This window comes from Rhodoferax sp. BAB1 (genome assembly GCF_013334205.1).
Lineage (GTDB): Bacteria > Pseudomonadota > Gammaproteobacteria > Burkholderiales > Burkholderiaceae_C > Hylemonella.
In genome coordinates, this window is record NZ_CP054424.1 from 3,705,106 (window position 1) to 3,719,452 (window position 14,347).

Sequence of the window (14,347 nt, forward strand, 5' to 3'; positions counted from 1 at the left end):
CGGGGGCGCGCCCCCACGTGTCAGTCATGAGGCCGGGGAGTACGCTTCAGGGCTAGCATCGGCGCCAGTTCATGAAAAGCAGCGAGACCACGTCCATCGTTTCCGACCCGCAGGAAAAGCGCGGGTCCGCCTGGCGGCGCGTGCTGGACTGGTTGCCCAGGCGCAGCCGGCCCGAAGGCGGCATCCAGGTGTACCGCTGGGTGCGGCTGGCCCTGTACACGGTGCTGGTGGTGGTGGGCGCGCTGACCTACTGGCAGATGCGCCAGCAGCAGCAGGCCGAGGAAATCCGGCAAGCCGATGCGGAGATCATTCGCGTGGCAGCCGCCCAGAGCACGCTGATCCAGCGCATGAGCATGCTGCTGACCCGATTGCAGCACGACGAGGGCAGCGAAGAGGAGCATGTCAACGCCCTGACCGAAACCCTGAACCAGACGCAGACCCAGGCCACACTGCTCGACGAGCTGCTGGCCCGCCAGGGGGTCTGGCAGCTCGACGACCGCCCCCAGCTGCGCGGCGCCATCTTCGAGTGGCAGGACCGCCGGGAGAAGGTCTGGTACCGGACCCAGTCCCTGCTGTGGCTGATCGACCAGGACAATCCGGCGCGGCGTCTGGTCGCGGCCCAGTTCCTGCAGACGGAACTGGAATCCTTCTGGCTGACGACACAAAGCCTGGTGGACGAGCTGCAGCTGGCCGCCCAGCGGCGTTCAGGCGCCAGCATGGAGCGCATCGAGTTCTCGGGCAATTTCATGCTGGGTGTGCTGTTGCTGCTGATCCTGGCGGTGGCCGAGCCGCTGGTGCTGTTCGTGCGGCGGCAGAGCGAGGATCTGCAGCAGCAGTCGATGGAGCTCCAGCGCCTGGCCCTGGTGGCGCAGCGCACCTCGAACTGGGTGGCCGTGGTGGACCGCGAACGCCGTGTGCTCTGGTGCAACGAGGCCTTCCTGCGCGGCAAGGGCAGCACGCTGGACGAGGTGCTGGGCCAGCATGCGGCCCTGCTGGCCAGCAATGACTACAACGATGCCGAGGAAATGACACGCCTGCTGGCCGAGCTGGACATGGGGCTGGCGGCCAGGGTGGATGTCATGCACCGTGGCCGCCAGGGCGAGGAGGTCTGGCTCGATGTCGACTACCAGCCCATCCATGACGCGCAGGGCCTGCACACCGGCTTCACGCTGGTGGCCCGCGACATCACCGACACGGTCAACGAGCGCGTGCGCATGCAGACGCTGCTGGACACCCTGCCCGCCGGTGTGGTGCTGCAGTCGGCCCAGGGGGTGGTGATCGAGTGCAACCGGCAGGCGCAGGAGATGCTGGCGCTGCCGCAGCAGAAGCTGCTGGGTCGTGACCGGCTGGCCGAGGACAATATGGTGGTGCGCTCCGACCTCACGCCCTATGCGATGGCGGATCGCCCCAGCGTGCGCACCCTGAGCAGCGGCCGGGGGCTGCGCGGCGAACTGGTGGGCCACATGCGCACGGCGGGCGAGCTGCGCTGGCACATGGTCAACACCGAGCCCATGCACGATGCGGCGGGGCACCTGACTGGCGTGATCTCCTGCCTGGTCGATGTGACGCAGCAGCGCGAACAGCAGCAGTTGCTCACGCTGGCCATCGAAAGCGCCTCGCTGGGCGTCTGGCAATGGGACATACCCAGCGGCCGCATGGACGTGAACGACCGCCTGCTGTCCCTGTTCGGCTACCAGCCAGGTCAGATGGACCTGACGTCCGACGGCTTTCTCCAGCTGATCCACCCCGATGACCGCGAGGGCTGGGGCTGGGCCATCCGTACCAATCTGCGGGACTCGCACCAGCCCCTGCACTGGGAGGTGCGCATGCACCATGGCAGCGGGCGCTGGATGTGGACGCTTTTCAGTGGTACCGTGGTGGCGCGCGACGGCAGCGGCCGGGCCCTGCGCATGGCGGGCATCTGCTACGACATCAACGCCCAGAAGGAGCTGGAGGAGCAGCTGCGGCAGTCCGCCCGCACCGACAGCCTGACGCGCCTGCCCAACCGGGTCGAATTGCTGGGCCGCATCGAGGCCTCGATCCAGCGCACGCGGCAGCAGCCGGGCTACTGCTTTGCCGTGCTGTTCATGGATTTCGACCGCTTCAAGCAGGTCAACGACACCCTGGGCCATTCGGTCGGGGACGAGTTGCTGCGCCAGATTGCCAAGCGCCTGGAGGACAGCCTGCGCCCGGGCGACGCCTTCGTGCAGACCAGCGATTTCAGCCAGATGGCCGCGCGCATCGGCGGCGACGAGTTCGTGGTGCTGCTGGACAACATCCGCGGCGATCTGGACGCCCAGGTGGTGGCCGCCCGCCTGCTCGAAGTGCTGGCCGAGCCCTACCAGATCGGTCCGCACCGCGTCAGCTCCACGGCCAGCATCGGTATCGTGACCACGGCCCACATGGCCGAGGATCCCGACAGCGTGCTGCGCGATGCCGACATCGCCATGTACGAGGCCAAGCGCCAGGGACGCGGGCGTTATGAGATGTTCGAGCCCTCCATGCGCAAGCGTGTGCACGACGACGTGGAGCTGGAGAACGACCTGCGCCAGGCCATCGACAAGGGCGAGATCCATGTGGTGTACCAGCCCATGATGGACCTGGGCAGTGGCCGTCTGGTGGGGATGGAGGCACTGGCGCGCTGGTCGCATCCGCTGCGCGGTCCGGTGTCACCCCTGACCTTCATCCCGGTGGCCGAGGCCACGGGCGTGATCGGCCGTCTGGGTGAATTCGTGCTGAAGACGGCCTGCCATGAGCTGGTGCGCCTGCGCGGCCTGCTGGGAGCGCGTGCGCCCGAGACGGTGTCGGTCAACCTCTCGCGGGCCCAGCTGCGCCAGGCAGGTTTCACCGCCAAGCTGTCGGAGTTGCTGTACAGCGCCGGGCTGGCACCGGGCTCGCTCATGCTGGAGGTGACCGAAAGCCTGGCGGCCCAGGACGAGGGCATGCAGGCCATCCTGCGCGAAATCCGGGCCCTCGGCGTGTCCCTTTCGCTGGACGATTTCGGTACCGGTTATTCCTCGCTCTCCTGTCTGCACGAGCTGCCGGTCAACCAGGTCAAGATCGACCGTTCCTTCGTGAGCCAGGCGCTCACCAGCAATTACCACCGCGTGATGATCGATGCCACCATCAGCATGGCGCGCACGCTGGGCCTGCAGACCGTGGCCGAAGGCATCGAGACGGCCGAGCAGGCCGCGCTCATGGCCGAGCTCGGTTGCGGCAAGGGCCAAGGGTATCTGTACAGCCGGCCGCTGAGCGCCCGGGACCTCGAGTCATGGGCCCTGGCCATGCCGGCGGCTGCGCTCAGGACTTGATGTCCAGCAGGGCGTTCTTGAGCTGCCAGTCCGCCGGGGCCTTGCCCAGCCAGATGCCCATCAGGGCGGCGAAGAACTCGGGCTCCTTGAAGGGGGCGCCCTGGACCTTGCCCTTGACCGCGATGGACAAGCCCTGACCGGGTACCCAGTCCAGGGTGAAGCTGTCGCCGGCCATGAGCTTCTTGTGATCGGAAAAGATCTGGCTCATGCGCATGATGCCGGGGATCAGCTGGACGAAGGCCGCGCGGTCCATGTTGTCCTCCATGCCGCGGGAGAACAGCTTGCCCAGTTCGGCGGCATCGATCTCGCGCAGCATGGTGATGCTCATGCGCTTGGGCCCGGGCGTCTTGAGGATTTCTTCCAGCGAGCCGGCCTTGCGGCTGGTGTAGAGGCCGGCGGCATAGACCTTGAAGACGGCCTTGTAGCGCACGCCGGCCCCGTTGAGATCCAGCTTGCTGCCGTTGACTTCGACTTGCGGCGCGAAATTGACGCCGCCCACTTCCAGCGCGGATGCCACTTGGCCCAGACCCAGCAGCAGGCCGAACACGGCGGGACGTAAAGGAAACCACATGATCGGAAACCTCCGGAATAGTACGATCGTTCGTTCTAATTATCCCAGACCCCGGCGCCGGCCCGATTCAGGGTTTTTCTGGGGGTGGGCGCCTTTGCTAAACTGGGCCCATGTTCATTCACCGCCTCATCAGCACAGGTTGCAGCGACCGGGGAGCCTGGCCCTGGCGTACCTGACATGACGTGCGCGCCCGGTCGCGCGACTGAGGCCGGCTGACGACCCGCCCGGTCATGCACCACCCCGGTCCACGGGGTTTCCAGAACTGAATGAATGAACAGGGCACACAGTGCCTGGCGCCAGGGCCAACCGTCCTGGCGTCGAACCGGAGTTTTCCCGTGATGACCGAATCCGAATTCAAGGAACTGGCCCGCCAGGGCTACAACCGCATCCCCCTGCTGGCCCAGGCCTTTGCCGACCTGGAAACGCCGCTCTCGCTCTACCTCAAGCTGGCGCATGCGCAAAACGGCGGCAAGAACACCTTTCTGCTGGAGTCCGTGGTGGGTGGCGAGCGCTTCGGCCGCTACAGCTTCATCGGCCTGCCGGCGCGCACCTTGGTGCGCTCGCGCGGTTTTGGCGAATCGGCAGTGACCGAAGTCGTGACCGACGACGTGGTGGTGGAGACCTCGCGCCTGAACCCGCTGGACTTCGTGGCCCAGTACCACCAGCGCTTCAAGGTGGCGCTGCAGCCCGGCCTGCCGCGTTTCTGCGGCGGCCTGGCCGGCTACTTCGGCTACGACACGGTACGCCACATCGAAAAAAAGCTGGTGCACAGCTGCCCGCCCGACACCCTGGGCTGCCCCGACATCCTGCTGCTGCAGTGCGAGGAACTGGCCGTCATCGACAACCTCTCGGGCAAGCTCTACCTCATCGTCTACGCCGACCCCGGGCAGCCGCAGGCCTATGACCAGGCGCAGGCCCGGCTGGCCGAACTGCGCGAGCGTCTGAACACCTCGGTGCAGGCGCCGCCCATCAAGCCCAGCCCCTCGCATGAGATCGGCCGCGAGTTCGCCAAGGACGACTACATCGCCGCCGTGGAGCGCGCCAAGGAGTTGATCGCCGCCGGCGACTTCATGCAGGTCCAGGTGGGCCAGCGCCTGCACAAGCGTTACACCGAGTCGCCGCTGTCGCTCTACCGCGCGCTGCGCTCGCTCAACCCCTCCCCTTACATGTACTACTACCACTTCGGGGATTTCCACGTGGTGGGCGCCTCGCCGGAGATCCTGGTGCGGCAGGAGCAGACCCCCGAGGGGCAGAAGGTCACCATCCGTCCGCTGGCGGGCACCCGCCCACGCGGCGCCACGCCGGAGCTGGACAAGGCGGCCGAGGTGGAGCTGGTGGGTGACCCCAAGGAGCGTGCCGAGCACGTGATGCTGATCGACCTGGCGCGCAACGACATCGGCCGCATCGCGAAGACCGGCAGCGTCAAGGTGACCGAGGCCTTTGTGGTCGAGCGCTACAGCCACGTGATGCACATCGTCAGCAACGTCGAGGGCCTGCTGAAGGACGGCATGAGCTCCATGGACGTGCTCAAGGCCACCTTCCCGGCGGGCACGCTGACCGGCGCGCCCAAGGTGCACGCGATGGAACTGATCGACCAGTTGGAGCCCAGCAAACGCGGCCTGTACGGCGGTGCCTGCGGTTACCTGAGTTATGCCGGCGACATGGATGTGGCCATCGCCATCCGCACCGGCATCATCAAGAACGACACGCTCTATGTGCAGGCCGCGGCCGGTGTGGTGGCCGACTCGATCCCCGAGATGGAGTGGCGCGAGACCGAGCACAAGGCGCGCGCCCTGGTGCGCGCTTCGGAACTGGTCGAGCAGGGTCTGGAGTGAACACCATGAAGAACATCAAGCTCCTCATGGTGGACAACTACGACTCGTTCACCTACAACCTGGTGCAGTACTTCGGCGAACTCGGCGCCGACGTGGAAGTGCACCGCAATGACGAAATCACGGTCGCGGAGATCGAGGCGAAGCTGAAGGCCGGGCAACTGGACCGGCTGGTCATCTCGCCCGGCCCCTGCTCGCCCGCCGAAGCCGGTATCTCGGTGGCGGCGATCCGCCACTTCGCCGGCAAGCTGCCCATCCTGGGCGTGTGCCTGGGGCACCAGAGCATAGGCGCGGCTTTCGGTGGCAGGATCATCCGCGCGCAACAGCTCATGCACGGCAAGACCAGTGTCATCACGACCACGCAGGAGGGGGTGTTTGCCGGCCTGCCGCAGCAGTTCACCGTGAACCGCTACCATTCGCTGGCGATCGAGCGCGCAACCTGCCCGCCCGAACTCAAGGTCACGGCCTGGACCGAGGATGGCGAGATCATGGGTGTGAAGCACAAGACGCTGGCCATCGAGGGCGTGCAGTTCCACCCCGAATCCATTCTGACCGAGCATGGCCACGCCATGCTGAAGAATTTCCTGCTCCAAGCCTGAGGACCACAAGAACATGACCCAGCCCCACCAGATCACCCCGCAGGAAGCGCTGCAGCGTGTCATCGAGCACCGCGAGATCTTCCACGACGAGATGCTGCACATCATGCGTCTCATCATGGGCGGCGAGATGTCGCCCGTGCTGATGGCTGCGCTCATCACCGGCCTGCGCGTGAAGAAGGAGACCATCGGCGAGATCACTGCAGCGGCGCAGGTGATGCGCGAGTTCTCGACCAAGGTGAATGTGGCCGACAGGAAGCACTTGGTCGACATCGTCGGCACCGGCGGCGACGGCGCGCACACCTTCAACATTTCCACCTGTTCCATGTTCGTGGCCGCGGCGGCCGGTGCCAAGGTCAGCAAGCACGGCGGGCGCAGCGTCAGCAGCAAGAGCGGCAGCGCCGACGTGATGGAGTCGCTGGGCATCAACATCAACCTCAAGCCCGAGGCCATCGCGCAGTGCATCGCCGAAACGGGCGTGGGTTTCATGTTCGCGCCCAACCACCATCCGGCCATGAAAAACGTGGCGCCGGTGCGGCGTGAACTGGGCATCAAGACCCTGTTCAACATCCTGGGACCGCTGACCAACCCGGCCGGCGCGCCCAACATCCTCATGGGAGTGTTCCACGCAGACCTGGTGGGCATCCAGGTGCGTGCCCTGCAGCGCCTGGGTACCGAGCACGCCGTGGTGGTCTACGGCAAGGATGGGATGGATGAGATCAGCCTGGGCGCGGCGACCCTGGTGGGTGAGCTGAAGAATGGCGAGATCCGGGAGTATGAAATCCACCCCGAAGACTTCGGCCTGACCATGGCCAGCACGCGCGCCCTCAAGGTGGACACACCGGAGGCCTCGCGCGCCATGCTCATGGGTGTGCTGGACAACCAGCCCGGCGCTGCGCGTGACATCGTCATTCTGAACGCCGGGGCGGCGCTGTATGCTGCCAATGTGGCAGACAGCATGGCGGCGGGCATGGCGCGTGCGCGTGAGGTCATTGCCTCGGGGGCGGCCAAGGCCAAGCTCGAGCAGCTGGTGACCGTGGCGCATCGCCTGGGCCAGGCGGGCTGATCCCCGTGTGGCAAGACCCGGGCACCTGGATCGCCTTGGGCGTCTCAGCCCTTTTCGTGGTGGTCGGCCTGGCCCTCCATCGCATCTTCGTCAAGATTCTGAAAAACGGCTCATCGCCGCCTGACCATGAGTGACATCCTGAACAAGATCGTGGCCGTCAAGCGAGAAGAAGTCGCTGCCGCCCTCAAGAAGACATCGCTGGTCGCCATGCGTGCCGACGCGGAGTCGCGTGTGCTCACGCGCGATTTCGTTGCCGCGCTGCGCGCCAAGATCGCCGCCGGACAGGCTGCGGTGATCGCCGAGATCAAGAAGGCCAGCCCGAGCAAGGGCGTGCTACGCGAGGACTTCATCCCCGCCGACATTGCCCAGAGCTACGCCGAAGGCGACGGCCAGACCAGCGCGGCCTGCCTGTCGGTGTTGACCGATCGCCAGTTCTTCCAGGGTCAGCCCGACTATCTGAAGCAGGCGCGCGCTTCCTGCCCCTTGCCTGTGCTGCGCAAGGACTTCATGGTTGATCCGTACCAGATCTACGAATCGCGTGCCATGGGGGCGGACTGCATCCTGCTGATCGCCGCCTGCCTGGACGATGCGCAGATGGCCGACCTGGAGGCCATCGCGCGCGGACTGGACATGGCCGTCCTGGTCGAGGTGCACGATGGTGCCGAACTGGACCGTGCGTTGAAACTGAAGACGCCGCTGGTCGGCATCAACAACCGGAATCTGCGCACCTTCGAGGTCACGCTGGACACCACGCTGGCCCTGCGCGATCGCGTGCCGGCGGATCGCCTGCTGGTCACCGAGTCCGGCATCCTGGACCGCGCCGACGTGCAGCGCATGCGATCGGCGGGCATCGACGCCTTCCTGGTGGGCGAGGCTTTCATGCGCGCACCCGATCCGGGCCTGGCCCTGGCTGAGTTGTTTGCCTGACGTGGCCCAGCCGGATCTGTTCCGGGCCGAGCCCGCCGTGTCGGAGCGCCTGACGGCCTGGCAGCCGACCCAGTGGCCGGTGGCGCCCGACTGGCAGCCGCTGCTGGCTCAATTCCTGGTCAGCGAAACAGGTCGCCACCTGGCCTCCTTTGTCGAAGGCCGCCTGTCGGCCGGGGCTGTCGTCTATCCGCCCCGGCCGCTGCGCGCCCTGGAGCTGACGTCTTTGTCCGAGGTGCGTGTCGTGATCCTGGGGCAGGATCCCTATCACGGGCCGGGCCAGGCTGAGGGTCTGGCTTTTTCCGTGGCGCCGGGGGTGCGCCTGCCCCCTTCCCTGCGCAACATCTACCAGGAACTGGCGCGTGACCCGGCCCTGGCGCCCTGGACGCAGCCCACCGATGGTTCCCTGCTGCGCTGGGCGCAACAGGGTGTGCTGCTGCTCAACACTTGTCTGACCGTGGAAGATGGCCAGCCGGCCAGCCATGCCGGGCAAGGTTGGGGAGTGCTTACTGAGCGGATAATCCATGCGGTAGTGGAGCGAGCGCAGCCCGTGGTTTTCCTGCTCTGGGGGGGCATGCCCAGCGCGCCGCAGCGGCGGCCGGCCTGGGGGCTGGGCTGGGGCGCCATCTGGTGCTGAGCGCCAACCATCCTTCGCCCCTGTCGGCCCGGCGCGGTCCGCACCCCTTTCTGGGCTGCGGCCATTTCGGCCAGGCCTGCGCGTTTTTGCGGGACCGGGGGCTGGGCGAGGTCCGGTGGTGAATCCGGTGCTTTGGCGGCCTCGCTGGCGTCAAAATTTCATGGCATAATCCGTGGTTCACCTAGGAGAGGTGGCCGAGTGGTTAATGGCAGCAGACTGTAAATCTGCCCTCTTACGAGTACGCTGGTTCGAATCCAGCCCTCTCCACCAGTGATGAGTTGATTGTCAGGGCGCGCCCCGTTGGGGCGGGTGAACTGTCTGCTGTGAACGCTTGCAAGGCAGGTTTGCGCGGGGTTCGTATAGTGGTAATACCTTAGCCTTCCAAGCTAAAGCGAGGAGTTCGATTCTCCTACCCCGCTCCACAATTGACTTGTTGTGATGGTGAAAGAATTTGCCCTTTTGGCTCAGTGGTAGAGCACTCCCTTGGTAAGGGAGAGGTCGCGGGTCCGATTCCCGCAAAGGGCACCAGTTTCAGGTGCGCGGCTTGTGCCGACGTGTCTTGGTGTTTGATTCGTATTGCTTTTCGCATCCTTTCTGGAGATTTGAAAAATGGCAAAAGAGAAATTTGAGCGGACCAAGCCGCACGTCAACGTGGGCACCATCGGTCACGTGGACCACGGCAAGACCACGCTGACGGCGGCCATCACCACCGTGCTGGCCTCCAAGTTCGGTGGCCAGGCCAAGGCCTACGACCAGATCGATGCGGCTCCTGAAGAGAAGGCTCGCGGCATTACGATCAATACCGCCCACGTCGAGTACGAGACCAAGAACCGTCACTACGCCCACGTGGACTGCCCCGGCCACGCCGACTACGTCAAGAACATGATCACCGGTGCCGCCCAGATGGACGGCGCCATCCTGGTGGTTTCTGCCGCTGACGGCCCCATGCCCCAGACCCGCGAGCACATCCTGCTGGCCCGTCAGGTCGGCGTGCCCTACATCATCGTCTTCCTGAACAAGTGCGACATGGTCGACGACGCCGAGCTGCTGGAGCTGGTCGAGATGGAAGTGCGTGAACTCCTCTCCAAGTACGACTTCCCCGGCGACGACACCCCCATCGTCAAGGGCTCGGCCAAGCTGGCCCTGGAAGGCGACAAGGGCGAGCTGGGCGAAGGCGCCATCATGAAGCTGGCCGACGCCCTGGATTCCTACATCCCCACCCCTGAGCGTGCCGTGGACGGCGCCTTCCTGATGCCCGTGGAAGACGTGTTCTCCATCTCCGGTCGTGGCACCGTGGTGACCGGCCGTATCGAGCGCGGTATCGTCAAGGTCGGCGAAGAAATCGAGATCGTCGGCATCAAGGTCACCCAGAAGACCACCTGCACCGGCGTGGAAATGTTCCGCAAGCTGCTGGACCAGGGCCAGGCTGGCGACAACGTCGGTATCCTGCTGCGCGGCACCAAGCGTGAAGAAGTCGAGCGCGGCCAGGTGCTGTGCAAGCCCGGCTCCATCAAGCCCCACACCCACTTCACCGGTGAGGTGTACGTGCTGAGCAAGGACGAAGGCGGCCGCCACACCCCCTTCTTCAACAACTACCGCCCGCAGTTCTACTTCCGTACCACGGACGTGACCGGTGCCATCGAGCTGCCCGAGGGCAAGGAAATGGTCATGCCGGGTGACAACGTGTCGATCACCGTCAAGCTGATCGCCCCCATCGCCATGGAAGAAGGCCTGCGCTTCGCCATCCGCGAAGGCGGCAAGACCGTGGGCGCCGGTGTGGTGGCCAAGATCCTGGCGTAATTGTTCGTAGGGGTATAGCTCAATTGGCAGAGCGTCGGTCTCCAAAACCGAAGGTTGTAGGTTCGATTCCTACTGCCCCTGCCACCTGACCCGCTGATCCGGGTTGGTGCACCAAAAAGCCCGCCATCGCCATGGCGGGCTTCAGCGTCTAAAGAGGCGCGACGGTTTTGATACAGGCGCTAAGTGGAATTTTGAAAATGGCAACGTCACAAGTGGAAACGGTCGGTAGCGGAGCGGACAAGCTCAAGCTGGTTGCGGCAGTGCTGCTGTTGCTGGCTGGCTTGGTGGCTTTCTACTGGCTGGGCAAGCAGGGTGCCCTGGTGCAATGGGGCGCGCTACTGGCTGGCCTGGTGGCGGCTGTCGTCGTGTTTTTCTCTGCCCAGAGCGGGCGCGACCTGTGGGCCTTTGGCCGCGATGCCTGGCGTGAGGTCAGCAAGGTGGTCTGGCCGGCGCGCAAGGAAGCCATCCAGATGACGGCCTATGTCTTCGCTTTTGTGGTGGTGATGGCCTTGTTCCTGTGGCTGACCGACAAGTCGCTCGAGTGGGTGATCTTTGACCTGATTCTGGGCTGGAGGAAGTGATGACTGACGTGCTGGATACTTCTTCGACCGAGCCGGTGGCCAAGCCGGCCAATCCGGACCTGCGCTGGTACGTTGTGCACGCCTACTCCGGCATGGAGAAGGCGGTCGAGCGCAACATCATCGAGCGCATCACCCGTTCGGGCATGCAGGACAAGTTCGGCCGCATCATGGTGCCGATGGAAGAGGTGGTCGAGGTCAAGAACGGCCAGAAGCGCACCACCGAGCGCAAGTTCTTCCCCGGCTATGTGCTGGTGGAAATGGTCATGGATGACGACACCTGGCACCTGGTGAAACACACCAACAAGGTGACGGGTTTCGTGGGCGGCGCCAAGAACCGACCGGCCCCGATTTCCGAAGAGGAGGTCATGAAGATCGTCAACCAGATGCAGGAAGGCTCCGACAAGCCGCGTCACAAGGTTGAGTTCGAGGTGGGCGAGTACGTGCGCGTCAAGGAAGGACCCTTCACCGACTTCAACGGCACGGTCGAGGAAGTCAACTACGAAAAGAACAAGGTGCGCGTGGCGGTCACGATCTTCGGCCGTTCGACACCGGTGGAACTCGAGTTCTCGCAGGTCGAGAAGACCTGAGGCCCTGCGCCAGACAGTTTTGGATTTCGCGCTTTACGACTCGGCGCGGATGTTTGAAGTGAGTCGTTAACCCCGGGGAGCCGAGGCAGATTGCCCAGGCGCTATCACCCGTAAGGAGAAAAGCATGGCGAAAAAAATCGTCGGTTTTATCAAGCTGCAAGTGCCGGCTGGTAAGGCCAATCCCTCGCCGCCGATTGGTCCCGCTCTGGGCCAGCGCGGTCTGAACATCATGGAGTTCTGCAAGGCGTTCAACGCCCAGACCCAGGGCGTCGAGCCCGGTCTGCCGCTGCCGGTGGTGATCACCGCTTTCGCGGACAAGAGCTTCACCTTCATCATCAAGACGCCGCCGGCGACCGTGATGATCAAGAAGGCCATCAAGCTCGACAAGGGCTCGGCCAACCCGCTGAAGGACAAGGTCGGCAAGATCACCCGGGCCCAGCTCGAGGAAATCGCCAAGACCAAGATGAAGGACATGACGGCTGCCGATCTGGACGCCGCGGTTCGCACCATCGCTGGTTCTGCCCGTTCCATGGGCGTGAATGTGGAGGGCGTGTAAATGACCACCAAGAAACAGAAGGCCCTGCAAGGCAAGGTCGACAGCAACAAGCTGTACCCGCTGGCCGATGCGCTGAAGATCGTGCAAGAGTGCGCCACCGCCAAGTTCGATGAGTCCATCGACGTGGCCGTGCAGCTCGGCATCGATGCCAAGAAGTCGGACCAGGTGGTGCGTGGCGCCGTCGTGCTGCCCAACGGCACCGGCAAGACCAAGCGCGTGGCCGTGTTTGCCCAGGGCGCCAAGGCTGAAGAAGCCAAGGCCGCCGGTGCCGACGTGGTCGGCATGGACGATCTGGCTGCCCGCGTGAAGGCTGGCGACATGCCCTTCGACGTGGTGATCGCCGCTCCCGATGCCATGCGCGTCGTCGGTACCCTGGGTCAGATCCTGGGTCCGCGTGGCCTGATGCCCAACCCCAAGGTGGGTACCGTCACCCCCGACGTCGCCACGGCCGTGAAGAACGCCAAGGCTGGTCAGGTGCAGTTCCGCGTGGACAAGGCCGGTATCGTGCACAGCACGATCGGCCGCCGCTCGTTTGATGCTGCCAAGCTCCAGGGCAACCTGGCCGCGCTGATCGAGGCCCTGAACAAGGCCAAGCCGGCGTCGAGCAAGGGTGTGTTTTTGCGCAAGGTTGCTGTTTCGTCCACGATGGGCGTGGGTGTCCGTGTCGACACCCAGACCATCTCGGCGTAATCGCAAGAATTTGGGCGGTTCGAAAGAATCGCCTGATGTGGTGGGTCGGCCGGTTGCAAGACGGGTCGGGCCATCCAAGACCGCTGGTGTGCAGTCTGACTGTGCTTAATCAGTGAAAGCCAGCGTAGATGGCGATCCCGCTGCAGATGGATTGAGTTCCTGAACAGTTGGTCGCTGCAATGAGGCGTGTTCTGAGGCGTTTAGCCGAGGGGCACATTTTGAAGGAGTTAGACCTTGAGTCTGAATCGCAGTGAGAAAGAAGCGGTCATCAGTGATGTGACCAGCCTCGCCGCTAAAGCTCAAACGCTCGTGATGGCGGAGTACCGCGGCATCACGGTCGCTGACATGACCAAACTGCGTTCCAATGCCCGCAGCCAGGGTGTGAGCCTGAGCGTGTTGAAAAACACGCTGGCCCGCCGTGCTGTGGCAGGTAGCGCGTTTGAAGTGGCAGCCGACCAGATGACCGGTCCGCTGATCTATGGCTTCTCCGTCGATGCCGTGGCCGCCGCTCGCGTGGTGGCCGATTTCGCGAAAACCAACGACAAGCTGGTGATTCGCGGCGGCGCATACGGCGGCAAGGCCCTGGACGTCAAGGGCGTGAAGCAGCTGGCAAGCATCCCCTCCAAGGAAGTGCTGCTGGCTCAGCTGTGTGGCTTGCTGATGTCGCCGATGTCCCGCACCGCCGTGGTGCTGGGTGCCCTGGCGGCGAAAAAAGGCGAAGTTGCTGCTGCTTGAAGCGCGGCAATCCTGTTAACCAATTGTTAGGAAATTAAAAATGGCATTCGATAAAGACGCATTTCTGACCGCGCTGGACAGCATGACGGTCATGGACCTCAACGACCTGGTGAAAGCCATCGAAGAGAAATTTGGCGTGAGCGCTGCCGCCATGGCCGCCCCCGCTGCTGCTGGCGGTGGTGCCGCTGCTGCCGTGGAAGAGAAGACCGAGTTCAACGTGATGCTGCTGGAAGCTGGTGCCAACAAGGTGTCGGTCATCAAGGCCGTGCGCGAAATCACCGGTCTGGGCCTCAAGGAAGCCAAGGACCTGGTGGACGGCGCTCCCAAGGCTGTCAAGGAAGCCATGCCCAAGGCCGACGCCGAAGCTGCCGTCAAGAAGCTGGTGGAAGCCGGCGCCAAGGCCGAACTGAAGTAATTCAGCCCCGCTCGAAGGCTGGAGTGTCTGAAAAGGCCTCCAGCCT

General features: G+C 64.4%; 13 protein-coding genes, 4 tRNA genes and 1 pseudogene. 17 read left to right on the forward strand and 1 reads right to left on the reverse strand.

From position 1 onward, the window contains the following. Positions 1-71 precede the first annotated feature (71 nt). Entirely contained in the window at positions 72-3,311 is a 3,240-nt protein-coding gene (locus HTY51_RS17930) for an EAL domain-containing protein (RefSeq protein ID WP_174254008.1), read from the forward strand. Here the strand turns inward: HTY51_RS17930 and HTY51_RS17935 are convergent. Then, entirely contained in the window at positions 3,301-3,882 is a 582-nt protein-coding gene (locus HTY51_RS17935) for a chalcone isomerase family protein (protein ID WP_174254009.1), read from the reverse strand. The genes HTY51_RS17930 and HTY51_RS17935 overlap by 11 nt on opposite strands. Positions 3,883-4,217: 335 nt before the next feature. Between HTY51_RS17935 and trpE the strand changes: the two genes are divergently transcribed. From trpE to rplL, 16 genes and pseudogenes are all read left to right on the forward strand, one after another. Then, entirely contained in the window at positions 4,218-5,717 is a 1,500-nt protein-coding gene (trpE, locus tag HTY51_RS17940) for an anthranilate synthase component I (protein ID WP_174254010.1), read from the forward strand. Positions 5,718-5,722: 5 nt separating this feature from the next. Continuing rightward, a complete protein-coding gene (locus HTY51_RS17945) occupies positions 5,723-6,313 on the forward strand; it encodes an aminodeoxychorismate/anthranilate synthase component II (RefSeq protein ID WP_174254011.1) in 591 nt (196 codons plus the stop codon). A gap of 13 nt (positions 6,314-6,326) precedes the next feature. Next, the gene (gene trpD, locus HTY51_RS17950) at positions 6,327-7,376 is read left to right on the forward strand and encodes an anthranilate phosphoribosyltransferase (RefSeq protein ID WP_174254012.1); all 1,050 of its coding nucleotides are present in this window, start codon (positions 6,327-6,329) and stop codon (positions 7,374-7,376) included. Positions 7,377-7,502: 126 nt separating this feature from the next. Beyond that, positions 7,503-8,303, forward strand: a complete 801-nt coding sequence (trpC, locus tag HTY51_RS17955; RefSeq protein WP_174254013.1) for an indole-3-glycerol phosphate synthase TrpC — start codon at positions 7,503-7,505, stop codon at positions 8,301-8,303. A gap of 37 nt (positions 8,304-8,340) precedes the next feature. Continuing rightward, positions 8,341-9,059, forward strand: a pseudogene (locus HTY51_RS17960) (uracil-DNA glycosylase). Between the two features lie 62 nt (positions 9,060-9,121). Then, positions 9,122-9,207 (forward strand) — tRNA-Tyr (locus HTY51_RS17965). A gap of 78 nt (positions 9,208-9,285) precedes the next feature. Further along, positions 9,286-9,359 (forward strand) — tRNA-Gly (locus tag HTY51_RS17970). Positions 9,360-9,390: 31 nt separating this feature from the next. Further along, positions 9,391-9,465: transfer RNA gene (locus HTY51_RS17975), tRNA-Thr, on the forward strand. A gap of 81 nt (positions 9,466-9,546) precedes the next feature. Next, positions 9,547-10,737: an elongation factor Tu gene (gene tuf / locus HTY51_RS17980; RefSeq protein WP_174253578.1), complete on the forward strand. Its 1,191-nt coding sequence runs from the start codon at positions 9,547-9,549 to the stop codon at positions 10,735-10,737. Positions 10,738-10,745: 8 nt separating this feature from the next. Next, a tRNA-Trp gene (locus HTY51_RS17985) sits at positions 10,746-10,821 on the forward strand. A gap of 113 nt (positions 10,822-10,934) precedes the next feature. Continuing rightward, positions 10,935-11,318, forward strand: a complete 384-nt coding sequence (secE, locus tag HTY51_RS17990; RefSeq protein WP_174254014.1) for a preprotein translocase subunit SecE — start codon at positions 10,935-10,937, stop codon at positions 11,316-11,318. Beyond that, a complete protein-coding gene (nusG, locus tag HTY51_RS17995) occupies positions 11,318-11,905 on the forward strand; it encodes a transcription termination/antitermination protein NusG (RefSeq protein WP_174254015.1) in 588 nt (195 codons plus the stop codon). Before secE ends, nusG begins: the two co-directional genes overlap by 1 nt. Positions 11,906-12,029: 124 nt before the next feature. Further along, positions 12,030-12,461: a 50S ribosomal protein L11 gene (gene rplK, locus HTY51_RS18000; protein ID WP_174254016.1), complete on the forward strand. Its 432-nt coding sequence runs from the start codon at positions 12,030-12,032 to the stop codon at positions 12,459-12,461. Then, complete coding sequence (gene rplA, locus HTY51_RS18005; protein ID WP_174254017.1) at positions 12,462-13,151, forward strand: 50S ribosomal protein L1; 690 nt, start codon at positions 12,462-12,464, stop codon at positions 13,149-13,151. It abuts the gene before it with no gap. 234 nt (positions 13,152-13,385) lie between these two features. After that, positions 13,386-13,886 (forward strand): 50S ribosomal protein L10, encoded by a 501-nt coding sequence (rplJ, locus tag HTY51_RS18010; RefSeq protein WP_174254018.1) that lies wholly within the window; start codon positions 13,386-13,388, stop codon positions 13,884-13,886. A 40-nt stretch (positions 13,887-13,926) separates the two neighbouring features. Continuing rightward, positions 13,927-14,301: a 50S ribosomal protein L7/L12 gene (rplL, locus tag HTY51_RS18015; RefSeq protein ID WP_174254019.1), complete on the forward strand. Its 375-nt coding sequence runs from the start codon at positions 13,927-13,929 to the stop codon at positions 14,299-14,301. Positions 14,302-14,347 lie beyond the last annotated feature (46 nt).